General features: G+C 36.3%; 26 protein-coding genes and 1 pseudogene. All 27 read left to right on the top strand.

Annotation, left to right across the window (positions count from 1 at the left end; genetic code table 11):
- The first annotated feature begins 223 nt into the window (after window positions 1–223).
- The 27 genes and pseudogenes from M4J38_RS17805 to M4J38_RS17680 all read left to right on the top strand — a co-directional run bounded on the left by M4J38_RS17805 (window position 224) and on the right by M4J38_RS17680 (window position 24162).
- The gene (locus M4J38_RS17805) at window positions 224–2059 is read left to right on the top strand and encodes an ATP-binding protein (RefSeq protein WP_251761158.1); all 1836 of its coding nucleotides are present in this window, start codon (window positions 224–226) and stop codon (window positions 2057–2059) included.
- Between the two features lie 275 nt (window positions 2060–2334).
- Complete coding sequence (locus M4J38_RS17800) at window positions 2335–2745, top strand: DinB family protein (protein WP_251761157.1); 411 nt, start codon at window positions 2335–2337, stop codon at window positions 2743–2745.
- Complete coding sequence (locus tag M4J38_RS19860; RefSeq protein ID WP_374662973.1) at window positions 2742–2858, top strand: DinB family protein; 117 nt, start codon at window positions 2742–2744, stop codon at window positions 2856–2858. Before M4J38_RS17800 ends, M4J38_RS19860 begins: the two co-directional genes overlap by 4 nt.
- A 1042-nt stretch (window positions 2859–3900) precedes the next feature.
- Window positions 3901–4446: a hypothetical protein gene (locus M4J38_RS17795; protein ID WP_251761156.1), complete on the top strand. Its 546-nt coding sequence runs from the start codon at window positions 3901–3903 to the stop codon at window positions 4444–4446.
- Between the two features lie 181 nt (window positions 4447–4627).
- A complete protein-coding gene (locus M4J38_RS17790; RefSeq protein WP_251761155.1) occupies window positions 4628–5326 on the top strand; it encodes a hypothetical protein in 699 nt (232 codons plus the stop codon).
- A 938-nt stretch (window positions 5327–6264) separates the two neighbouring features.
- Window positions 6265–6843 (top strand): hypothetical protein, encoded by a 579-nt coding sequence (locus tag M4J38_RS17785; RefSeq protein ID WP_251761154.1) that lies wholly within the window; start codon window positions 6265–6267, stop codon window positions 6841–6843.
- A 160-nt stretch (window positions 6844–7003) separates the two neighbouring features.
- Window positions 7004–7435: pseudogene (locus M4J38_RS19720) on the top strand (AAA family ATPase); the annotation flags it as partial.
- 32 nt (window positions 7436–7467) lie between these two features.
- Window positions 7468–8004 carry an AAA family ATPase gene (locus tag M4J38_RS17775; RefSeq protein ID WP_308217831.1) on the top strand — a complete coding sequence of 179 codons (537 nt, stop codon included), beginning with the start codon at window positions 7468–7470 and terminating at the stop codon, window positions 8002–8004.
- Window positions 8005–8088: 84 nt separating this feature from the next.
- Window positions 8089–8616, top strand: a complete 528-nt coding sequence (locus tag M4J38_RS17770; protein WP_251761153.1) for a hypothetical protein — start codon at window positions 8089–8091, stop codon at window positions 8614–8616.
- Between the two features lie 158 nt (window positions 8617–8774).
- The gene (locus M4J38_RS17765; protein WP_251761152.1) at window positions 8775–9431 is read left to right on the top strand and encodes a hypothetical protein; all 657 of its coding nucleotides are present in this window, start codon (window positions 8775–8777) and stop codon (window positions 9429–9431) included.
- Window positions 9432–9784: 353 nt separating this feature from the next.
- Window positions 9785–10705, top strand: coding sequence for a tetratricopeptide repeat protein (locus M4J38_RS17760; RefSeq protein WP_251761151.1), 921 nt, complete (start codon window positions 9785–9787; stop codon window positions 10703–10705).
- Between the two features lie 160 nt (window positions 10706–10865).
- Complete coding sequence (locus M4J38_RS17755; protein ID WP_251761150.1) at window positions 10866–11471, top strand: M48 family metallopeptidase; 606 nt, start codon at window positions 10866–10868, stop codon at window positions 11469–11471.
- Window positions 11472–11746: 275 nt separating this feature from the next.
- Entirely contained in the window at window positions 11747–11965 is a 219-nt protein-coding gene (locus tag M4J38_RS17750; RefSeq protein WP_251761149.1) for a hypothetical protein, read from the top strand.
- A complete protein-coding gene (locus tag M4J38_RS17745) occupies window positions 11955–12287 on the top strand; it encodes a type II toxin-antitoxin system RelE/ParE family toxin (protein WP_251761148.1) in 333 nt (110 codons plus the stop codon). The genes M4J38_RS17750 and M4J38_RS17745 overlap by 11 nt, the downstream gene beginning before the upstream one ends.
- A 169-nt stretch (window positions 12288–12456) precedes the next feature.
- Window positions 12457–14163: an AIPR family protein gene (locus tag M4J38_RS17740; protein ID WP_251761147.1), complete on the top strand. Its 1707-nt coding sequence runs from the start codon at window positions 12457–12459 to the stop codon at window positions 14161–14163.
- A 196-nt stretch (window positions 14164–14359) separates the two neighbouring features.
- Window positions 14360–15502, top strand: a complete 1143-nt coding sequence (locus tag M4J38_RS17735) for a hypothetical protein (protein ID WP_251761146.1) — start codon at window positions 14360–14362, stop codon at window positions 15500–15502.
- Window positions 15503–15838: 336 nt separating this feature from the next.
- Window positions 15839–16099, top strand: a complete 261-nt coding sequence (locus M4J38_RS17730; RefSeq protein WP_251761145.1) for a hypothetical protein — start codon at window positions 15839–15841, stop codon at window positions 16097–16099.
- Between the two features lie 4 nt (window positions 16100–16103).
- The gene (locus M4J38_RS17725) at window positions 16104–16700 is read left to right on the top strand and encodes a hypothetical protein (RefSeq protein ID WP_251761144.1); all 597 of its coding nucleotides are present in this window, start codon (window positions 16104–16106) and stop codon (window positions 16698–16700) included.
- A gap of 193 nt (window positions 16701–16893) precedes the next feature.
- Complete coding sequence (locus M4J38_RS17720) at window positions 16894–17331, top strand: hypothetical protein (RefSeq protein WP_251761143.1); 438 nt, start codon at window positions 16894–16896, stop codon at window positions 17329–17331.
- 161 nt (window positions 17332–17492) lie between these two features.
- On the top strand, window positions 17493–18434 hold the full coding sequence (locus tag M4J38_RS17715) for a hypothetical protein (protein WP_251761142.1): 942 nt from the start codon (window positions 17493–17495) through the stop codon (window positions 18432–18434).
- A gap of 162 nt (window positions 18435–18596) precedes the next feature.
- On the top strand, window positions 18597–19121 hold the full coding sequence (locus M4J38_RS17710) for a hypothetical protein (RefSeq protein WP_251761141.1): 525 nt from the start codon (window positions 18597–18599) through the stop codon (window positions 19119–19121).
- Window positions 19122–19273: 152 nt separating this feature from the next.
- Window positions 19274–19891, top strand: a complete 618-nt coding sequence (locus tag M4J38_RS17705) for a DUF4304 domain-containing protein (protein WP_251761140.1) — start codon at window positions 19274–19276, stop codon at window positions 19889–19891.
- 273 nt (window positions 19892–20164) lie between these two features.
- A complete protein-coding gene (locus tag M4J38_RS17700; protein ID WP_251761139.1) occupies window positions 20165–20566 on the top strand; it encodes a hypothetical protein in 402 nt (133 codons plus the stop codon).
- A gap of 148 nt (window positions 20567–20714) precedes the next feature.
- Window positions 20715–21599, top strand: coding sequence for an archaemetzincin (locus M4J38_RS17695; RefSeq protein WP_251761138.1), 885 nt, complete (start codon window positions 20715–20717; stop codon window positions 21597–21599).
- Window positions 21600–22005: 406 nt separating this feature from the next.
- The gene (locus M4J38_RS17690; protein ID WP_251761137.1) at window positions 22006–22353 is read left to right on the top strand and encodes a DUF3024 domain-containing protein; all 348 of its coding nucleotides are present in this window, start codon (window positions 22006–22008) and stop codon (window positions 22351–22353) included.
- A 195-nt stretch (window positions 22354–22548) separates the two neighbouring features.
- Window positions 22549–23508 (top strand): phospholipase D-like domain-containing protein, encoded by a 960-nt coding sequence (locus M4J38_RS17685; RefSeq protein ID WP_251761136.1) that lies wholly within the window; start codon window positions 22549–22551, stop codon window positions 23506–23508.
- A gap of 195 nt (window positions 23509–23703) precedes the next feature.
- On the top strand, window positions 23704–24162 hold the full coding sequence (locus M4J38_RS17680) for a hypothetical protein (RefSeq protein ID WP_251761135.1): 459 nt from the start codon (window positions 23704–23706) through the stop codon (window positions 24160–24162).
- Window positions 24163–24507: the final 345 nt, after the last annotated feature.

The following is a 24507-nucleotide window of genomic DNA, read 5'->3' as shown; positions in this document are numbered from 1 at the left end:
AACTGTATGGACAAGGAATGCGAATGTCTGATTTTGCAGTAGACATTGAAAAAGCCTGCCTATAACAGCGGTTTACTAATAGCCGGGTAAGACGGTAAACGTGATGTTCATATTCTAATGCAAATTCAATCCCGGCAAGACTGTTTACGTTTTTAAATCCCGTCCATCAGTAAGCCGTACCGTTAGCGGAAAGCCAAGACACTCTCTACGAACCAAAACAGATATGAAAATTAAAACAGTAAAAATTCAAAATTTTAGAGGCTATAAAGATGAAACAGTTATCGACTTTGACGACTTGACGGTCATTGTTGGTAAAAACGACATCGGCAAATCGACAATATTTGAGGCTTTAGACATCTTTTTTGAGAATAGAAAAATCGATGCTAATGATAGGTGCATTTATGCTTCAGCAAAGGAGTATCCAACTATCACAGTAATTTTTAAAGACCTGCCTTCAAAACTTGTTTTGGACTCAACTGTTGAAACTTCTCTTCAAGATGAATTTCTTGTCAATGCAACAAACGATTTAGAGATAAAGAAGACATATGCTTCAAAAGTCAAAACTCAAATAGCATGTCAACACTTTAAAGAAAAAAATCTAAAAGACTTGTTGCTCTTGAAAATAGAAGACCTGAAACAAAGAGCAATTGATTTGACTGTTGATAAAACGAAATACAATGCAAAGATTAGTTCAGATATAAGAAAAGCAATTAGGGAACATCCAGGCATTAAATTAGACACAATAGAAACATTATTAGATGTAGACCAAGAAGGGCTAAAAAATATTTGGGATAAAATCTTGCAATACCTTCCATTATACGCATTGTTTCAAGCGGACAGAAAAAATGATGAGAAGGATACGGAAGTTCAAAATCCGCTAAAATTTGCAGCAGAACAAGCACTAAAAAAATATCAAGGTGTTTTAAACAGAATAAAAGAGCGTGTAGAGAAGCAAGTTTCAGAGATTGCAGATTTAACTATCGACAAACTCAAAGAAATGAACGAAGATGTTGCGGAGAAGCTTAAACCTCAATTTGATAAAGAGTTAAAATGGGCAGACTTATTCAAACCAACACTTTCAAGTGATGATGTTCCAATGAACAAAAGAGGTAGCGGTGTTAGACGGTTAATTTTAATAAATTTCTTCAGAGCGGAAGCTGAACGGAAAAAGACAAAAAATAATAATCCTAATGTCATTTATGCAATAGAAGAACCTGAAACTTCACAACATCCAGATTGGCAAAAGAAGTTAATTGAAGCCTTGGTTTCGCTATCAAAAAATGACAATACACAAGTTCTAGTTTCAACACATAGTCCAGCATTATCAAGACTAGTGCCCATAAATAGTATACGATATATCCAAAAGGATAAAAGTAAGAAAGTTACTATTGATGTCGGCAGCGAAAAAAACCTTGAAGATATTGCCAATACATTAGGCGTTTTACCTGATATTCCAAAAGCAATTGAAAAACTAAAAGTTATCTTGTGTTTGGAAGGTCCCAACGATATTATATTCTTTCAAAACCTCTTAAAGCTATTCGGACTAGACATTGAAAATAATGAAAAGGTTATTTCTATATTTCTAGGCGGCGCCACCCTCGAACAATGGGTTAAAAACAATTACTTAAAGAAGCTTAATCTTCCAGAAATTCATATCTATGATAGCGACGTTGCAAAATACGCAGCATCAATTGCCGCTGTAAACGGTCGAGGTGGTAAAAATTATGGAACGCAGACTATAATGTATGAAATAGAGAATTATATTCATCCAGACTTGATTGGAGGTTTGTATAAGGTGACAGATATATTTTTCGACACATCTACACCTAATTGGATTGATACTTGGAAAATTAAAGATGTACCCAAGGAACTTTCAGTATTTCTAAAAGCTTTAAAAGCTGCAGGGCAAACACATATCCGAGGAGAAAGTCCCGAAGCAATTAAGCCGACACTTGCTTACAAAGGTTCACCGCTTTTAACAAAAAAGCATATTGAGGATTTAAAAGCCGACAAGGAAGTTGAAAGTTGGGTTTCAAAGATTCAAGACTGTTTCCTATAAGTGGCCATCCGCTAACAGTAGTTTACTGAATAGCCGGGTAGACGGGGAACGTGGTGCTCAGTTTCCTAAGTAAGTTTCATCACGGCAAGACTGTTTACGTTTCTAAACTCCCGGCCATCAGTAAGCCTTTACGTTGTGGGCTATTGCCCTTCTGGATTGATACATGCTAAAATTGCTAAAGACTGATATTTATTGACGCGGTAAAATCTGATTTCGAAAATCTTGTTGTTTTAATTGACGACGTTTTTTTCGGCAGTTTCATCAAAACAAATTATATGCGATTTCTGAGTGTTTTTACCTTTCTGTTTGCTTCTTCTTTATTTGTGGGCGCACAGAATAATGATTCTTTATTTATCGCTTCAGCATTGACGAAATTGAAAAACTCTAAAGAATATACGTTAAAGGTAGCTGATCTCATGCCTGAACACCAATACGGTTTCCGGCCGACGAAAGAGGAAATGAGTTTTGGAGAGCAACTTTTACATATTTGCTCAAACCTTGGTTGGCTGAGTTCTTCATATTTATCGACTGGCAATAATCCAGTGTCAAAGGAGGACGGTAAACTTCAAAACAGAGACAGTATTCGAAAAGTTGTGGTTCGGACTTATGATTATGCTATTGCTGTTTTGACGCGGTTTTCAGCAACTAATCTTTCTGACACAGTAAAATTTTTGCCGGGCCAATGAGCAAGCTTCAGATAATTAATCTTTTAAGCGATCATCAGACGCATCATCGAGGTCAGTTGCTTGTTTATTTGAGGCTTTGTGGTTTGACACCCCCAAAGTATGTTGGCTGGTAATGCAGACGTTCCTGGCTGACAAGGATTGATTATTTTTTACCCGCTTACCAGCGGGCAACTAGCCCACAACAATAGTTTTGCAATAGCCGGGTAAGACGGTAAACGTGATGTTTAGTTTTCAAAGTAAATTCATTCACGGCAAGACTGTTTACGTTCTCAAATCCCGGCCATCGCAAAGCCGTTACGTTATGGGCAATTAATCGGAGCGTATGGATTTCGTATTGCTTTGACGGTTTTCTAAAATGACGCAGGCTATTTCTAAGATTTTTCCCTTTTATTTTAACCTAGGCAATAGGTGTTTTAACCGAATCTTGGAGGAGTTTTAAACGGATAGTAAATCAATAGATTGCAGATTTACAATTGGGTTTGAAATTACACGCTCAAAGTCCTTTTGTTTTTGGATACCGTGTTTTAACCAGATAAGATTTTGTGGCGACATTTCACCAAACTGGATTTATAACTTTGAATTGCGAATCAGTTAAACAGCAACAAATGACAATTTACATTCAAAGTTATAGTCCAATGGAGAGCGGGTGGGAGTCCCGTACTTTCAAACTCTGTTTGCTGGTTCGCAGTACCATTGGACTATTTAAAAATTTTTCCATATGCGAACCAGTAGACAAAATGGATTGAAGCGACCAGAAGTTCGTAGCTTGAAAATTCAATCGAGAGTCAAGAAAAACCTCTACAGTGAAACGTACGTTTCAGAGATTCTATTAAATGGTAAATGGCTGACTGATCTGGGCTTTTTGGATGGTGGACGTGTTTCGGTATTGACGATGCCCAAACTGCTAATTATCCGATTGGTTGAGTAAGAGTAAGCAAGGTCGTCAGAACATAGCCTTTTGACGACCTTATTTCATGACTTTATTTGACACCTGTTTTAATTTGCCCATAACATCGGTTTACTGCTAGCCGGGTAAGACGGTAATCGTAATGTTCATTTTTCAAAGTAAATTCACTCGCGGCAAGACTGTTTACGTTTCCAAAATCCCGTCCATCAGTAAGCCGTACCGTTGTAAGTAAGCCTAAAACGACCACCATGCAAATAAGGAGAATCTTAACACTAGCAACACTTTTAATTTTATCAATTACCAGCTATTCGCAGACTTATTCATCCAATGTTTCTTTTGTTGGGACAAAATCTATTGTACTCACGGCAAAGATGGAGGCATATGGTAAACTTTCAAGTGGAGAGACAATAAAATCAGGCTGCGATCATGGTGCTTGCTATTTTCAAATAACGTATAACGGACGAAAAGTTGCAGAAACACTAGGTGAAAATTTTAGTTCTTTAAAAATTTATGAATTCGACTTTGCCGGAGACGGAGACAAAGAACTAGTTGTAGTAGTTGACCAGCAGAAAATAAATAAACGTGGTGACTACGACGGGCAAACTACAATGCTATATGTTTATAGATACTCTAAAGGCCAATTACAAAAGTTATTTGAGAAAGAAGTTATGTATTACAAGACTTTAATCAAAAAGAGTTATATAGAATATTACATGCCCTCGGGTCTTGACACAGTTTGGCATTATTATTTGGGAGTATTTTACGAAATGACGCCAGTGCAGATCAAGAACTGATCTTAAGCTTACGATAAGATAGGCTATACTTACAACATCGGTTTACTGAATAGGCGGGCTGACGTGTTACTTGGCAAATCATTTTTCTAACAAATTCGTTCTCGGCAAGACGGTTTACGTTTCCAAACTCCCGCCCATCAGTAAGCCGTACCGTTATGGGCAAGGCTAAAAGACAGACAACGTGAAAGCAAAAATATTCTCACATAGACATTTAATCGGGACGACAGATTTGCAAGTCGGTGACGAAAGTATGGGTGGAATGTTTGGAGAATTTTCTCCGACAGAAATATACTTTGAAAAAATTCAGAAATCCGTTTGGGAGTTTTGGCAGACAAATAAGCAAGATTATCAGAAGTGGTATTCTTTGCGACTAAATGTTCAATTGAAAAATGGAGTTTTTCTATTTCCTCAAGGCGGTTACACTATTGACGATATTACGGAACTTCCAGACGAACCAAAAAGGATAAATATTGTTGGCGTTAATAGTAAAATTATTCAAGACTTTTTCTTGACTAATCCACCGAGACCTTTTACGGAAGAACCTTGGAATGAATTAAAAATCGAGCAGAAAATTGCTTTTGAAGACGAACTCAAAAAAGAATTGGGATTTGGAGACAAATCTATCTTTAACTTTCTAAGGAATACGACAAAACACCCATTATTTGAAAGCGATTTTTCTGCGTTCTGTCACGACCAAAGAAATGGCTATGTTTTGTTTGAAATTAGGAAACCTGAATTTGAAAACCAATTTGCCTTAGTTCATTTAACTTGGACAAGCAAAAAAGAAAAAGAAGGTTATCCTAGCACGACTTTTTATTCGGATTTTGACGACTTTAAATATTCAAGAATGTATGCGGACAAAGCTGAATTGGAGGACTAAATTAATGGAAGACCAAAGAAGCCCAGCCCATAACGTCGGTTTACTGCTAGCCGGGTTAGACGGTAAACTTGATATTCATTTTCCCAATTAAATTCAACCTCGGCAAGACTGTTTACGTTTCCAAACTCCCGTCCATCAGTAAGCCGTACCGTTAGCCGCAACAGCATTCTAAGACATTTTATCATAGATGATGAGTAGAGAACATGAGCAATTTCGACGGATATTGGATGAACTAAGCACACTTGCCGTAGTGGACAAAATAAAGTTCTTAGACGAGTTCCTTTTTTGTTTCACACTATCCGGTAGAGCAATATGGTCTGACGAGCAAGCAACTCCTGTAGAAATTGCGGATGCTTTTAAATGGACGAACGAATTGCAGCACAGAGTTTGGAACATTCGATCTGACCTCCTGAATGGACAAGACGACAATTATGCAAGCAGATTGTATGACAACATGAGATTTTACGGCGAACAATCTAGTTTGCTTAGTAATCAATTGGTGCCGATGACTATACAGGCTTACAATGTATTCAAGCAGAGACGAAAATTGCATGAGTAAAACAGGATAGATTTTTAACCCACAGTCAGGTATGGGTTTGACAAATAGTCTTTAATTTTCATTGAATAGAGTTGGACTATCAATAATCGATCAGAGCTTGTTGTTGTTAAAAATGACCAACACTACATTGACTTTTTCGAAAGTTATTTGTTGATAGTATTCACGGGCTGACATTAAGGAACTAAATTCTTACTTTCATATCATTATTAAGTAAAACCATAATGCGGCTAACAGTAGTTTTGCAATAGCCGGGTAAGACGGATAACATGGTGTTCATTTTTCAAAGTAAATTCACTCGCAGCAAGACTGTTTATGTTTCTAAAATCCCGTCCATCGCAAAGCCTTTCCGTTGTGTGCCATTGTAATGGACGCTTAAACTATGAAAGGACTTTTTACAATATGTATGGTCGCCATTTACTTTTTTGCCTGCACGACAAATAAGGCGATTTACATAGACATTCCTGGGGATTCGACAACATACACTTGCAACCCCATTTTGGGCCAAAAATTGATACTACATCTAGACACTTTAATAAATTCGGAGGATGGTTCGTATGCAATTGGGCAAGTTGGTAAGTGTCACGTTTCTGACAGAGTTGGGTTTAAAATAGGAAAATGGACTAAATACTATGCATCTGGCGTTGTAAAATGCCAAGGTAATTATGGTTTCAGTATTTTAAGAAATTGCGGTCCTATGGGTTATGGATATGACGAATATTGCTATAAACTGGGACGATGGGTTTATTACTATGAGGATAGGACTATTGAGGCTGATATTTTGTATGACACTATTCAAAAATGGCTTGTAAGTCCAACATGCGGAGACACAGTTTATTTTAAAACGAGCGTTATCAACTCTTCATCGCAATTTTTTAACACCGACAATAAATTAATTACCGCTGACTCTTCATTAATAAAATATTATTTAGGAGAAGATGAAGGCATAACTGTTGAATAACGGCACACAACCGCGGTTTACTGTCAGCCGGGTAAGACGGTAATCGTATTGTTCATTTTTCAAGGTAAATTCACGTTCGGCAAGACTGCGAACGTTTCCAAACTCCCGTCCGTCAGTAAGCCGTACCGTTGGGCGAAATTTCAATCGAAACTTATCATAAATGAAAATTTCCAAGATTAAGATTTTTCAGTTCCGTTCAATTAAAGAAGCAGTCATTGACTGCAAAGATTTCAACGTGTTTGTTGGACAAAATAATTGTGGAAAGACAAATTTTTTCGAAGCTGTCGAGTGGTTTTACCTGGGAACGGGAAAATCTGTAAGTCTAAAAGATATTTCATTTAAGAGAAATCCAGACAACGAAATCATTGTTGAAATAGAGTTTGTAGGTGCGCAAGACGGAATTCAGAAAATGAAAAACGAAGCCAATGGAACAAAAATAAAGGGTGTTATTGGATATAGTGATTCAATTAAAGTAAAAAGAAGCAGTTCTGACAATAAGAGAAAAATAATAATTGATGATAAAGAGATTGAAAAGTTGCCTACTGGGTTCGACACGGCGTTTAATGACTTTTTGCCTAGGTTTGAATACATCAGTACCAAACAATACTTTGAAAGCGTTGCAAAATATGGGAAAACAACGCCTGTTGGCATAATGCTTTCTGGCGTATTAGCAACTATCTTGGAAAAAATTCTCAATACAAGAGTTTTCAAGAAAAATTCACAGAATTATTTGAAGATGAAAAATCGGATGTCAAAATTGAATTCGACAATTTGGGTAATAAAGTAAAATTGCATTTAGAAAAGCAATTTCCTGATACAACAAAAGTGAAATTTGAGGTTACTCCGCCGGTTTTTGAAGACTTACTCAAAAATTTTGATACAACGGTTGATGACGGTGTTGAGACAACTGCCTCAGAAAAAGGTGACGGAATGCAGCGAGCATTAATGTTAGCGATAATTCAGGCATATGCAGAGTTTCGGCGTCAAAATGAAGATATTGGCAAATCTTTTCTGTTTTTTATAGACGAGGCGGAATTGCACTTGCATCCAACAGCCCAAAGAAACTTGAAGAATGTCTTACTTGAACTTTCAATAACAATGGACCAAGTATTTATTAATACCCATTCATCTGTTTTAGTTGCAGATGAACATGATCAATAACAAATATTCAAGGTTGAAAAAATTAATAAAGAAACTGGAATTTTTCCTATAGGCGAACTTGAAAAGCCTTACATAATTTATGAATTGCTAGGAGGAAGTCCTTCTGATCTTTTGTTGCCAAGAAATTTCTTAATAGTTGAAGGCCCTAGTGAAGTGGAATTTTTGACCCGTGTTATAAAAAGGCATTATTCTAATGAATGTCAAATTCAAATTATTTCGGCTGAAGGCGATACTGATCAAACTGAAAGGACAATTAATTCCATCGAAAAAGCTTTTTCTCCACTTAATAAGAGCCTTTATAGAGATAAAATTCAAATTCTTTGCGACAAACCATCCTTAAAAAGAGAAGGAGGCGTCAAAGACTTTTTGAGTCGCTTTTCGGACTTAACTAAAAATAAGCAAATTGTTTTTTTACCCTTTGGATCTTTAGAGGAATGTTATCCAAATCATCTAGATTGGAAACGTACGGATATTCAAGTATCCAGTATGACTGGTAAGCAAAAAAGACAACTAGCAAAAAGAATAGGAAACGAAATAAGCAAAGAGCAATTTGAGCAAGAAATGTCTGTGATATTTGGAATACTCAAAACTACATGGACAAATGCTTTCTAAAACTTCGCCCAACAGCGGTTTACTAATAGCCGGGTAAGACGGTAAACTTGTTGCCCAATTTTCAAAGTAAATTCACTCGCGGCAAGACTGTTTACGTTTCCAAACTCCCGTCCATCAGTAAGCCGTACCGTTGTGCGTCACTTTAAATAGACTGGTATATGACAAATACTTACTTGACATTTCAGAAATTTAATGACCTTGAATTGGCGAAGCAGGTTGCCGAAAGACTTAAGGAAGGAGGTGTTGAATGTTTGTTGGAAAATAATCAAAAGTTTTTTGACCCGAGCTTTGCTAATAATCAAATAGAACACGACATCAGTATTAAAATCAGCTCTGAAAAATTTTCAGATGCTCATAAAGCGCTTGATGAATACTATCAGAAGAGTCTTCATGACGTAGAATCTGATTACTATTTGTTTGAATTTACAGACGAGGAACTAGTCGAAATTATTTCTAAGCCAGACGAGTGGGGGCACTTTGATTATCAGTTAGCGCAAAAGATACTTCGCGACAGAGGGAATGAAATAAAGCCTGAAGTTGCCAATCTTTTAAAAGTGAATCGAGTTAAAGAGTTGGCTAAGCCGGATTCTGCGCATAAGTATTTCATCTATTTAGGTTATGTGTCGTCTGTTTTTGGTGGACTATTTGGAATTATAATTGGTTGGACTCTTGCTTATTTCAAAAAAACTCTCCCTGATGGACGACGTGTTTATGCTTATAGAGAGACTGAAAGAAATCATGGGACTAGAATGTTGTTAATTTCATGCGTTAGTTTGACCATTTGGATTTTATTACGGCTTGCACTTCTCGACTAACATAAACAAGCGAACGCACAACAGTAGTTTACTGAATAGCCGGGTAGACGGGTAACGTGATGCTCAGTTTTCAAAGTAAATTTAATCGTGGCAAGACTGTTTACGTTTTCAAACTCCCGTCCATCAGTAAGCCGTACCGTTAGCACCAATTTTTATAGACAGGTATGAAAAAAATATTGACTACATTAATCTTTGTTTTTTTTACTTTGACAGTTTTTTCACAAGATATAATTACTGATAGGTTGAAGTCTTTGACGGATAGCCAACAGTATGGCATAATAATTTATGAGTATTCGTCAAAGTATGAGAATTATTCTTCGAAATCCTTGTATTACGTTGGTCATGCCTATTATATGAAAGAAGACGACATGAACTGTCTTAAGTTTATGGACTTATCTATAAAGAAAGATAGCAGCAATCACGCTTCCCATTATATAAAAGGTTCCACGTTTAATTATATGGGAAAATACAAAGAAGCAATTCAAAGTTTAAAAACCGCGATTAGTATTAAGCCTGATGACGCACTTTTTTATAGCGGCATCGGTGATTCTTATTATAATCTTAATGAATATGAACTGGCGTTGGAAAGCTATAAGAAAGCTACGGGACTTGATCAATGTCCAGACCGACCCTTTCTTATGATAGGGCAAATTTATTCAGAATTGAATCGGAGCAATGACGCATTGCAGGCTTATTATACAGCAAAAAGTAGAATCGAAAAGAATTCAGATTCTTACATAAGTACGTTATTTAATATAGGTCTTTTGGAGTATTTGAAAAATAATTTTGAGCAATCTGAATTCAGTTTTTTGCAGGTGTTACAATTGACTCCTGACGATTATCAATCGATGGCGAAGCTGGTTCAAGTTTACCATGGTAAAAAGGACTATGAAAAAGCTGCCTCTTATAAGTCACTTCTTTATGGAGCACATAAAAGTGGATTGCTATCTGGTGAATTGAAAGATAAATTTTGCTTTGATCAATTTAAATGGGGTGACTATTCTATCCAGGTTTTCGAACGCTTCGAAGATGAAAATAAAGGAAAAATATACAACAAGCATATTTTTTATTTGATAGACAAGGATGGGGAAATTGTTTTAAGTGTTCAGACTGAGTTCTCGCCTTTTTCTGTTTCTTTGGGAGGACCAAAATATTTATTGTGCGCCAGCAAAAATGGGGCGCATTATAATCCAGGTATCGGTTTTAATGACGATCTAAAATATGATGATCTCAAATCTCATGCAATCAAGCTTTTTGAAAGATATGCTAAATAGTCAAACTGGTGCTAACATCGGTTTACTAATAGCCGGGTAAGACGGTAAACTTGATGTTCATTTTTCAAAGTAAATTCAATCACGGTAAGACTGTTTACGTTTCCAAACTCCCGTCCATCAGTAAGCCGTACCGTTATGGGCAAAGCCATTTGACATCAAAATGAAGATAAAGGATATTTACTCAGATATTAAGACTGAAATTTTCGTCGTGTTGAATCAGGACGATAATAATATTCTTGATTGGACTATTGAGCCGACATCATTAGAGCTTTTGCCGGAAGACGAGAATATTTATTTGGTTAAAGCGTTTCAGGTTTCAGCAGACGAAACTGTTGATTGTTACCTTTTAATATTGATACCTGAAAGAATAGCTGAGACTGTTGTTAAAATGAATTCAGGTGGACATTTAGTTGTTGAAAACTTGTACGAGCAAGATCGGTCTATAGTTCCAGCAGTTGCATCCGACTGTTTTGGTAACTATGAGCTATATTTCGCAAAAGAAAATCCTCAAGTTGGGATTAAAGTTTTAAGAGCTGGGTTGACTAAAGCAAAAAACAAAAATGTTGTAGCTGAGGATCTGGGATATTTACTTCGTGACGAGAACATGATTTTAGAAGCAGTGGAAGCGTTTAAGATTAGCGAATCAAACGGACCTTCTTCAGCATACATTTATTTAGAACTATCGAATCTGTATAAACAAATAGGGCACGCAGACCTGGAGTTAACATATTTGCAAAAGTTTAAAGAAGGCATTGGGACTGAATAGTAGATAAATGCCCTGCCCATAACATCGGTTTACTAATAGCCGGGTAAGACGGTAAACGTGATATTATTTTTACAAAGTAATTCAAGCTCGGTAAGACTGTTTACGTTTTCAAACTCCCGTCCATCAGTAAGCCGTACCGTTGTGGGCCATTATTCGCTGACTGGCTCTAATTCACTTTTATAATTTGACGGCTGAAAAATATTTGATTTTCAAGTATTTATACCATTTCTTTTTGACGCCCGTAAGAGAATAATAAAAGGCTTAAATTTGCTTTTATGAAAATTGCACTTCAATATGTCAATGATATTCACGGCCGGACTCAGGCTGTTCAGCTTCCCGTTACGGAGTGGGAAAAGGTATTGAATAAGTTGAAGAAATATGAGCAAACTCTTAAAATTAAAAGCGACTTACAAGAGGCTTTTGAGGAAGTCAAAACTTTACAGCGCTCAAAGTCCCGTAAGCAGACTTTAAATGACTTTCTGAATGAGTTATAAGGTTATTCCGACCTCAACTTTTAAAAAAGAGGCAAAAAGGCTCATAAAGAAATTTCCATCGTTAAAGAATGAACTTTTAGACCTAAGCAAGTCATTGGCTGAATCTCCAGAGACTGGTACTCCTTTAGGCAATAATACTTTTAAAATACGGGTTGCTATCCAAAGCAAGGGCAAAGGGAAAAGCGGAGGGGCAAGGGTGATAACTTATGTCGTCACAGCAGACGAGGAAGTATATCTATTGACCATTTACGATAAGTCTGACCTGGCAAATGTGGATGACAAAACTTTAAAGACTATTATTAAGAAGCTTGCATCAGATTAGTAACGGCCCACAACAGCGGTTTACTAATAGCCGGGTAAGACGGTAAACGTGTTGTTCATTTTTCAAAGTAAATTCAATCTCGGCAAGACTGTTTACGTTTTCAAACTCCCGTCCATCAGTAAGCCGTACCGTTACAGGCAATACCCACGACACTTAACAAACAAAAAATATGGACAGAATTACAGAAAGTTTAATCTCAGAACTACTTACAAATCTTGAAATTAAATCTGAAGGTGAAGCAAAAGACTTTGAAAAGCTAGTCAACTATGCTGTGATCTCTGGTGAATACAATAAGACATTTGACATTGAAACAGTTACTGTTGGTGAAGGTGGTGACACAGGATTGGACGGAATTGGAATAATTGTTAATGGTCAGTTGATTGAAACTACTGATGAAATTGATGACTTATTGGAGAAAAACAACTTTCTAGAGGTTGAATATGTATTTACTCAGTCAAAAACCTCTTCTAGTTTCGATAGTGGTGACATGAATACTTTTCTATTTGGCATTCTCGATTTCTTTTCTATAAAGCCTAAATTAGTAAGAAACGAGGACGTTAAAAGGCTTGCTGATATTTCGAATTACCTTTTTGAAAAGGCACCCAAGTTCAGAGAGAACCCGTCGTTAAAGTTATTTTATGTGACTACAGGAAAATGGGTTGATGATGCGAATTTAAAAGCTGTAATAGAAAATGGCGTTGCAGCACTTGAACAGACAAATTTATTTGAAAATATAAAGTTTACTCCATTTGGCGCAAGAGAATTGGCAACTGCCTACAGAAAAACAAAGGAATCTGTTTCAACGACAATCTCTTTTAACAATAGAGTTACAATACCCAAGATAGCAGGTGTATCGCAAGCATATATCGGGTTAGTTCCTTTTAGTGAGTTTCTGAAAATAGTAGCAGACGATTCCGACATCCTTTTAAATGTTTTTGAGGATAATGTTAGAGATTTTCAAGGAGATAATAATGATGTTAATGGCGGTATAGCAATGACCTTAAATAGTGATGATTCTGAGATTTTTAGCGTTCTAAACAATGGTGTTACAATTGTAGCTAGCCTAATTTCTCCAACTGGAGACCAGTTCACTATTACTGATTACCAAATTGTTAACGGATGCCAAACGAGTAATGTGTTGTATAATAATCGCCATGGAAGTAATATTTCTAAGGTTCAAGTTCCAATTAAACTCATTGCTACAAATGATGATGAGGTTAAAACCAGGATTACTTTAGCCACAAACAATCAAACTCCCATAAAGAAGGAACAACTCGCCTCTCTCACGCAATTCCAAAGGAGTTTAGAACAGTATTATAATTCATTTAACGGTGATGAGCGAATTTTTTACGAACGCCGGTCAAAACAATATAATGCCGACAATAGTGTGCAAAGATCAAGGATTATTACTGTTCCTTTCCAGATTAAATCGTTTGCAGCGATGTTTTTAGATGAACCCCACAACGTTACCAGCTTTTTTGGTACAATAGTCAGACGCCTAAATGAAGGTAAGGCTTCTATATTTGGAAATGACCATTTGTTTTCGCCATATTATACAAGTGCTTATTGCTACTTCAAGTTGGAAACGTTTTTTAGACGAGGTTCGATAGACTCTTCATACAAAAAGGTCAGATTTCATATTTTAATGCTCTTCAGAATTACGAATTCGAAGGACGTTTTGCCTCCATTTAACAGTAAAAAAATTGATAAGTATTGCGAGCATTTGCTAACTATTCTTTACGACGACACCAAGTCTTTGAAGGCTTTTCAGAAATGTATTGACATTATTGATCAATCTGGATTCGATAAAAGTGAAAAACAAAACTTGAAATTACTTTCAAAGACGAAAGTGTTGACAGACTTTGCTAAGAGATGAATACTGCCTGTAACATCGGTTTACTGCTAGCCGGGTTGACGGGTAACGTGAAGTTCAGTTTTCTTAAATAAAATTCACTTGCGGCAAGACTGTTTACGTTTTCAAACTCCCGTCCATCAGTAAGCCGTACCGTTGGCGGTCAGGCTACATCCACCTTCGTAAGTAATTTCAACCATGACTAATAAATTAACGACAAATGGCATCAGAAAATAATGAACAACCTAAAACCGAAGTTAAGGCAGAGACAAAAGTCAAGAAGGCCACAAAGAAGGTAGCAAGGAAGACAGGCGCTTCTACAAAGAAAAAAGCAGCTCCAAAGAAAGCAGTAAAGAAAAGCACTTCTCCTACAGCTTTATCTAACTTCCCGAGACATTCAATTGAAAAGGCTTTGAGGATACCCAAAGCAATATTAGATCAAAATGCAGGAAAAGAATGTACTGACCAAGAGTCTGCAACATATGTCGGTGTTACTTACAATAATGGACCATATGCTTCAGAGATTAGTTCTTCTTTAAAATATGGTTTACTTGAACGACCAGCACCCAAAAAAATAAAATTAACAGAGCTGGCGAAAAAAATTCTTCGTCCTCAAACTTCCGAAGATGAGCTAACTGGTTATAGGGAAGCTGTTTTAAAAGCACCAGTAATTAGTGATGTATATAAACATTATCGCGGCGAAAATTTACCGGACAGAAAGTTTTTTGACAATGCACTTACAGAAACATTTAAAGTTCCTGAAGAAAAGCATTCAGAGTTTACAGACGTTTTTTCAGAATCCCTAACAACAGCAAAATTGCTCGAAAAAAACGGGGAAAAAACGAGGGTTATTGATATTTCAAGTTCTTCTTCATCTCTGGTTGACTCGAATTCTGAGTTGAAAAAGCTGGGTAAAGCTGTTGCCATATCCGATACGGATACTTGCTTTGTAATGCAGCCATTTGCATCGCCACTTGGAGATTATTACAGCAAGATTTATGACCCTGCAATTAGAAAAGCTGGGCTCAATCCTATTAGGGCTGACCAAGACATATTTGGAACAGGCAAAATAATAGACCAAATATGGAGTGGGATAAATTCTGCTAAAGTTTTAATTGCTGAATTAACTAAGAGAAATGCGAATGTATTTTATGAACTTGGTTTAGCACACGCGTTGAAGAAGCCAGTTGTTCTTGTTTCTTCAAATCAAGAAGACGTTCCTTTTGACCTTCAACATATAAGAGTTATTTATTACGACGTAACTGATCCATTTTGGGGCAATAAACTGATTGACAAAGTTGCTGAGAATATATTATCTGCTATTAAAAATCCAGAGGAAGCTATATTGTTCAGAGAGTTATAAGCCCGAACCGCCAACAATAGTTTACTGAATAGCCGGGTAGACGGGTAACGTGATGTTCAGTTTTCTAAGTAAATTCACTCACGGCAAGACTGTTTACGTTTCTAAACTCCCGTCCATCAGTAAGCCTTGCCGTTACCGGCAACCGTAAGACGACACTAAATGACTTTTAGAAATTACCTCACAGGGACAATTTTTGTAATCCTACTTGTCTGGGGTCCAATTGACCACTCTTTGGAAAATTGTTTGCTTATTCGCACCAGCTACCTTATTCTTATACCACTTATTATTTGGCTTCTATTGAGTTGGGTTTGGAACTACTGGCAATCAGCAGGCAAATTGGAACCCATACTCAATCGTATTTTATCTGGTGTAATAAGTGGCGGACTCTTTATTCTCGCAATTTTAGAGGCGACTTCAACAACTCATATTGGAAATACTCAAACGATTAGAACAAGAGAAGGATATGAAGATGTAGGCGATTACATTGAATTACCAGGGCCTGACTATGGAAATGTGCTTGTAATTGTGATAATAGCCATATTGTTTTTTTGGTTTGGCGTTTTGAAAAATTATTCTAAGACTTCCAACTCTAGATAAAAATATGGCAGTAGGCGACAGGCAAAAACTTATCACGGGCATAATAGCAACAGTTCTTAGTGAACGAGCACAGACTAACATATCCTTTGACTGGTTTGTAAATAAACACACTAAAGAGCATTTCGGTAAATACTTCACGACCATTGACAAAATATTCACTTCTCTAAATGGGGACAAGGAAGCCAGTCAAGCCAAACGGATATTGACACTTGACTGTGATGCTTACTTCGGAGGACAACATAACTTTATACTTGAGTTTGACGAGCACCAGCATTTCAGTTCAGCCCGACTTAAAACTTTTGAGTTCTATCCGACTGACTTAAAAGTAAATTTCAGCATTGAAAAATGGAAACAACTTTGCAAAACTCACAAGGAAAAGGCGGACAAATACCGAAAAGCAAAAACTACGACCGACTTTAACTTTGAAGGTGGACGAACAGCACAGAGAGCTTACCTTGATTGTTTTCGGGACCTACTTCCACTGTTGCACGGACTTCAACCAATAGTGAGAATAAATGAGTTTGACGTAACTGACATTTATACGAATAATAAGGAAGCCTGCAACAAAATTGAGAAATTATTAGAAACAAAAATTGCATGACACTCTTTCGGACGGCAAGAGCGGCAGCCGGTAACAGCGGTTTACTAATAGCCGGGTAAGACGGTAAACTTGTTGTTCATTTTTCAAAGTAAATTCACTCACGGTAAGACTGTTTACGTTTCCAAACTCCCGTCCATCAGTAAGCCGTACCGTTGTGTGTAATGCCAGCGAACACCAAAATTGAGCAAGAAGTATGAAAAAAATGCTGACAGTACTTTCTCTATGTATTACTCTAGTTTCTTTCGGACAGAGTACAAAAGATTACAATGACAATGATAAAGTTCGAATTCAAAAGGTTTGTGACACAATAATGAAACTGTTTGCAAATGAAAATGTTGACAGCGCATTGGAAATTTTAAAGAAAAATTCTATTATGCACCCAAACGCTATAGACACTTTAAAGAGTACAATGAATTATCAAATGGACAATCTCGCTCCAGCTTACGGAAGTATTGTTTCATACGATTTTATTATTGAAAGGACGATTAAAGACTTCATCTGCAAGCGCTTTTACATTCTTAAGTTTGACAAGTATTATTTAAAGTTTGATTTCATATTATATAGGAGTAACCGCGAGTGGACAATAACAAACTTTAATTATAACGACGATATTTTAGAGCTACTCTACTGATTTTGGCACTCACACACAACAGCGGTTTACTAATAGCCGGGTAAGACGATAAACGTGTTGTTCATTTTTCAAAGTAAATTCACTCGCGGCAAGACTGTTTACGTTTTCAAACTCCCGTCCATCAGTAAGCCGTACCGTTATGCGCAAAAAACACAACGACCATGGAAGAAATTAGAGATATTGGGCAAACTTTGAAAAGGAGAATTTCTGGAGTTTTCGGAGGGACTTTTCTATTAGTTTGGGCAATCCATAATTGGGACTTAATCTATACTGTTTTAAACTTTGACAGCGGCACTGTTCTTCAGGACAAAATTCTGGCTATTAACAAAATCCTTTCGGAAAAGAGGTTATATGGATTATTGTTTTGTCCTGTTTTCATTGCATTGGTTTCTGTATTCTTTTTTTATGTTTTTACTTATATCACATATGCAATCACTTATTTTTTTAAGCTAAGAGTTCAACCATTTATTCTTAAACGTGTTGACAGATCCAAGGTTGTTGAAAAAGTGAGGTATGATAAACTCAGCCAACAATTTTTTCAGCTAGACAATGACTACAACGCGGATAAAGCAGAATTCATTAGAGGAAGAGATGATAATCAAAGACTAAGTAAGGAAAATAGTACATTGGTGCTAAATATTTCGGAAAGAAATTCTGAGAATGAGAACTTAAAAAATGCCTTAGCTAAATTGGATATCGAATTGAAAGGTACGTATGACAAAAAGTTGAGCGCATTAGAGGAGTTGATTAAATTGCGGGACTCTGAGATATATGACTTGAAAGTAAATTCTGCTCTCGACGAAAAAGAAATTATGCCCGATGTCTTATTCAGTGGAAAATGGCAAAAGAAATTTACTCCTGCAGGAGGTCAAGAAGGGAAGGAGAATTTCACAGTTATTGACGGAAAGTATATAATTAACCAAAAGGTTTTTTTTGTTTTCGACTATGTCAAAATATTTCAGCAAGACACAATGATAGAGTTTTCAAAAAGAAGCGTTGCTAATTCCAGTACACTTTTGAATAGACTAGTTAAGGTTTCGGACAATCTGTATGTTGGCGTAGAAAATTCTAATATTAAAGTCGAGTATATTCGAATGAAATGAGGGATCGCGCATAACAATAGTTTTGCAATATCCGGGCAAGACGGTAAACGTGATGTTTGGTTTTCAAAGTAAATTCAATCTTGGCAAGACTGTTTACGTTTTCAAATCCCGGCCATCGCAAAGCCTTTCCGTTATGCACAATTTTAGGGCGACGTACAAATAATGAATTTCAGACAACAGATAGCAAAGTATGTGACGGGAAACTTGACAAAAAGCCAACTTCCTTCTGTCGGTATGATCGGGCTTGAAGAAGGATTCGATAGCCCATCGCTTCGGATACTTGCTGGACTCGGTGAATCCGAATCTTCTTTTGTTATTGACTATTATTTTGAGTTTTCGCTTAAGGAACTAAATATAATTCTTCCCGATCGAAGACAGGCGGCCATTGATTATGCAATGGCTTTAGTTGACGAGATATTGTGTAAAAATATAGATGTGATTGATGGGACAAAGGAAATATTGCAAAAGGCAATCAATAGTTATGACTTTTTTTCTGAAAGCGAAAAATATTGTTATGACAGCATAGGTTTTGAGGCAGCTTACGGACTGTACGATTTGTTTAATGAACTCTCAGACAATGACTATCCATTGCGGGTTGAAGAAAATTTGGATTTAAAGATTGAAACAAGAGACAGTCTTCTTGCAGAGTTGAAGAGATGGGTTGACAAACTAAAAAACTGTGCATAACATCGGTTTACTAATAGCCGGGTAAGACGGTAAACGTGTTGTTCGTTTTTCAAAGTAAATTCAATCTCGGCAAGACTGTTTACGTTTCCAAACTCCCGTCCATCAGTAAGCCGTACCGTTAGCTGTGATTTTCAAAGACACTTCAAAAAAATATGAAGACAGGAGCAGAAATCAAATTTGATAAAGTAGTAAAGGACGGATTTCACGAAATATTGAAGCCACTGGGCTTTAAGAAAAGAGCGAATAATTTTTATTTAAAGCTTGACACTTTAGGACAAATCATTAATATCCAAAAGAGTTCGTTTGGCAATAAAGACAATATTCGGTTTACCATAAATACAGGAATTTTTGTTCCTGAATATTGGCTTGCATTTTACAATTACAGCGACAAAGGACTTCCAGACTATCCAACTGAACCAGAATGTTTGATAAGGAAAAGAATTGGAAACCTAAGAAACCAGCATGATACATGGTATGACATTCAGGAGCGAACTGACGAGCAACAACTAATTGCCGAAATGAGAAAAAACTTGGCAGATTTTATTCTACCATACTTTAATCGACTTAATTGCACAGAAAAAGTGCTTCAAGAGTTAGATGATGCAAATATGGTGCTGACACCTTTGGGAAAACTAATAATTTATGGAGAACTCAAAAAAATCGACAAGGCTAAACGTGAATACGAAGGATTTTTAAATGATAAAAATTCAAATCCTCATTTCTTAATGCGAGTTAGAGAATATGGACAGAAATATGGACTTGATAAATAGAGAAAACCACAGCTAACAGCGGTTTACTAATAGCCGGGTAAGACGGTAATCGTGATGTTCATATTTCAAAGTAAATTCAACCTCGGCAAGACTGTTTACGTTTCCAAACTCCCGTCCATCAGTAAGCCGTACCGTTGTGGGCTATAATCTGACACAGTTAAATAGGAGATGCGACAACTCGTTGTAGAACCTTTATGCATTCTCTTAAGTTAGTAAGTCAGACGCATGTAAATGGGTTATCGGATCCCTTTTTCTAATAATGTTTATGACAAAATGAAAATTGAATTTATTGATGACATTAGCGATAGCGGAAGATTTCCACATGCTGACCCAAATCAACTCATCCGGATTTATGATTTCGACAATACGCAAGCTCAGTTGCTGAAAGAAAAAATTCAATCTGAAATTGTTGAAAATAAAAAGCAAATAGACTTATCTGGTCTTGAATTTGTGCAAGCTGTTAATTGTAATTTGAGGCTCCAGATTTCTGATTTTGATAGAGGTATTGCTATCATCAACAATGACACTTTTGTTTGTAACTTGACAATTGAAAAATATAAAGAGATGATTTTCTTAATTGAACCTTTTTGCAGTAAGGAAGCAGAAGGGTATCAATGGCTTTATGACCTTGACACTCCTATTGATTTCTTGTTTTCTCCAGGAGGAACTTGGTGACAAATTACAGCCCACAACATCAGTTTACTGAATAGCCGGGTAGACGGGTAACGTGTTGTTCAGTTTCTTAAATAAATTCACTCACGGCAAGACTGTTCACGTTTCCAAACTCCCGTCCATCAGTAAGCCGTACCGTTGGCAGAAATTTATGCGACTGGTATCCTACATATTGATTTTTCTTTTGTTGTCATGCAATTCAAGCATTGACGAAGTAAAACAGGAGGACTATTTATACTTTTCTAAATTGCAAAAAAATGACAAGTATTTAGGGGAGCCACAAAAGGGAGAATGGTTATATAGTCATAAGGAAAGAGAGCAGTATTTGAGCGATTATAAAGCGCTGAACCCGAAATCAAAATTTGTCGGTAGGGACCTTATATATATTGTTCCAATAGGAGCCTTTGACAGTGTTCAGAAAGAAGTCATTGCTATTTCTGGTAAGTATTTAAGCATTTTTTTTCAACGGGAAGTTAAAGTATTAGACAATTTTTCTGACTCGTTGGTTCCTGTTTCGGCGATTCGAAAAACTCGAGATGATATTTCTCAGATTTATGCTCCTTACATCCTTCATAATATTTTAAAGATTCGTATTACTAATGACGCAATTGCCCTTACCGCGGTGACATCAAAAGATTTGTATCCAGACAAGAGGTGGAATTATGTTTTTGGGCTTGCTTCCTATCAAGACAAGGTTTCTGTGACATCAATGTATCGATTCCATAATCGGAATGGAGATTCATCTGAACTTCGAAAATTTGTCTCCAGGATGATCAAAGTAACATCTCACGAGATTGGACATATATTAAACCTCAGACATTGTATTTTGGCTAAATGCTTAATGAATGGAAGTAATACTTTGCAGGAAATAGATAGTTCACCTAGCAGACTTTGCTCGGAATGCCAGAAAAAAATAAATTGGCTGCTTAAATATGATAATAAACGACGATTAGATGATCTTATTAAATTTTTTAAAGAATACGGTTTACATGACGAGCAGGTAGTACTGCAAAAAGACTTGGATCTTTTAAAATAAATATCTGCCAACAGCGGTTTACTAATAGCCGGGTAAGACGGTAAACTTGGTGTTCATTTTTCAAAGTAAATTCATTCACGGTAAGACTGTTTACGTTTCCAAACTCCCGTCCATCAGTAAGCCGTACCGTTGCAAGCAAGTTTATCCGAGCAGTTTCATCAACAATCAAAGACAGACAAAACGTATTTAGACCTCTTGTAAGACTTGAGCCAAAGTGCGCATTGTACGGACGTTTCTCAATTCTAATTTTTCAAGTTTATTGGTCTTGTTTTTTTAAATTTGGCTTAAGCGACCGATTGTCTTTGGCTAGGGTCAAAAGAGCAAGACATAACAAAATCAGGTTGGGAAATCGCCAAGTGTTGACCAAAAAAGCTTGGCAAAATTGCAGCAACGTAAAACATAAAGAATGGCTATTGATATTTTGCAGACTGTTGATATTATTGAAGTGATGGAGAATTTTCTTGAAAGGAAAAGGCCTAAAATAGAAATAAGGAATCAGTTAGACATAGGTTATAAAATAGACGGGCAAAGCATAATTTTATTTGAAATTAGACCTAGATGGGATAAGCCAGAAATAATCTGTGAATATCCATTTGCTAAAACAACTTATGTAAAAAAGAATAACAATTGGAAGGTCTATTGGATGCGAGCTGACTTAAAATGGCACAGCTATCCAATACAACCGACGGTCAGAAATTTGAAAGAATTCATCAGACTAGTTGAAGAAGATAAACATCATTGCTTCTTTGGCTAATATCAATACTGACCCAAAACCTGCTTGCAACAGCGGTTTACTAATAGCCGGGTAAGACGGTAAACGTGATATTTATTTTTACAAAGTAATTCAAGCTCGGTAAGACTGTTTACGTTTCCAAACTCCCGTCCATCAGTAAGCCGTACCGTTGCCTGCTATTTTCTCACCCACTAAGAATGACACAACAAACAATTAATGGCTAAATTTTTAGAAACACAAGCAATTTCAAGCGAATTAATGAAACTCATTAAGGACGCTAAAGACAAGATAATTTTGGTTTCACCATATTTGAAAGTCAATTCTCAAATACAAGAACGACTTAAAACAAAAAGTAAAATTTGGACACTTTCTGAAATTGTAATTATTTATGGGAAGTCCGAACTTAAGAAAACAGAATTGGAGTGGATAAAAGAAATCGAGGACTTGAAGGTAATAGAGAAAAACAACCTGCACGCCAAATGTTACCTTAATGAAGAAAAAGCGATTATTTGTTCTATGAACTTATATGACTATTCCCAACAACACAATATTGAAATGGGAATTTTAATATCACGAAAAGAAGACCCAGAAGCATATCAAACCTTAATTGAAGAGATTAATAATATTAAAGTTAACGGAGTAAGAAAAAAGTTTGACTCACTAAACATTGTTGAAGATCCCTCTAAAATTGCAAGACTTTCAAGTTTAGAAACAAACACCTCATTCGTGAAGGGATTGGAATCTAAACAGATAGAATTAACCCCTTATCAAAAATTAAAGTTTCAACTGCTAAAAGAATGGCGACTATATCAATCAAGAGAAGAAAAAGCGAGCGCTTTTCTTGTATTGACTGACGAAGAAATAAAGACAATTGTTTCAAATGAAAAGCTTGATTCTAATCAGCTCTACAATATCTTGCCAAAGAAAAAAGCTATCAAATATGGGGACGAAATCTTTAAACAACTTAAATATGCAGAAGAATATACAATTGGCAAGGTTGTGAATATTTGGTATCAAGATAATACAAACTCATATGATAGAGTTAAATTAAAAAACTTGACTTCTGGTGAAGAAAAATGGTATGACACAACTTACGAATTACCTCATAAAGACAAAATCATTGCTGTAAAAATTAATAAAAGCTGGTTCAATAAATATTTATACTTAGACGCATAAAACAGCAGGCAACAATAGTTTACTGAATAACCGGGCAGACGGTAAACGTGATGCTTGGTTTTATAAATAAATTCAATCGCGGCAAGACTGTTTACGTTTTCAAACTCCCGGCCATCAGTAAGCCGTTACGTTGGTAGCAATTGAATTTGGCGGTTCTCAGAGAATAGTTATAGAAGAATAGCATTTAAATTCTTAATGAAAAAAACGGACGAATTTTTAGTAGACAGGCTAATTTGGAAAGCGAAGAAATATAATTTTCCGACAAATTATTCTTTCTTTTATAATGAACTATCAGCAGATGTTCAGCAGTATTTAAATGTTTACATAGAGAAGTTTGTGGCAGGAAAACCAGTTTTATTTTTCACAAGTCCGAGTAAAAAGTGGACACTTGTTTGCAGCCGACAAATTATTTGCAATGACAATAAGGATGTCTTTAAAATTATTATTCAAGACATTCAAGAACTGAAGCCAACAGTTATTGACAATGCTTCTAGTAATAAGTTGGTTGACTTAAGGGAAAGCGAAAAATTAGAATGGCATCAAATGACAGTTGTTGACAAGGAAAAAAATAGTTACATACTTTATGCTGACAAAGGAAGCGACCTTTTTGCTCTTTGGAATATTTTGCTGATGGCAGTTCGACTTTACGACTAACGAAACCAACTGCTACCAACAATAGTTTTGCAATATCCGGGCAAGACGGTAAACTTGATGTTCGTTATTAAAAAGTAAATTCAACGTCGGCAAGACTGTTTACGTTTTCAAATCCCGGCCATCGCAAAGCCGTACCGTTATAGCCAATTTGATTTTTAGCCTTTTCATGTGCGATTTTAATTATTGACGCACCAAACGTTATGACGAGGTTCTGTTAGCCTGCAGACTTTCAAATTCGAATGTTTGTATGATTTCTATTTTCTAAGATTTTCTATGAGGTGCTGCACTTCAGGGTGAATAAATGTTTTTTCTTTTCCGGCCTTTCTATGTGCGATTTTTTAATAT

The sequence above is a fragment of the Parasegetibacter sp. NRK P23 genome (assembly GCF_023721715.1).
GTDB lineage: Bacteria > Bacteroidota > Bacteroidia > Chitinophagales > Chitinophagaceae > Parasegetibacter.
The sequence above is the reverse complement of the archived record's forward strand: the minus strand, read 5'-3'. Positions and strand labels throughout refer to the sequence as shown.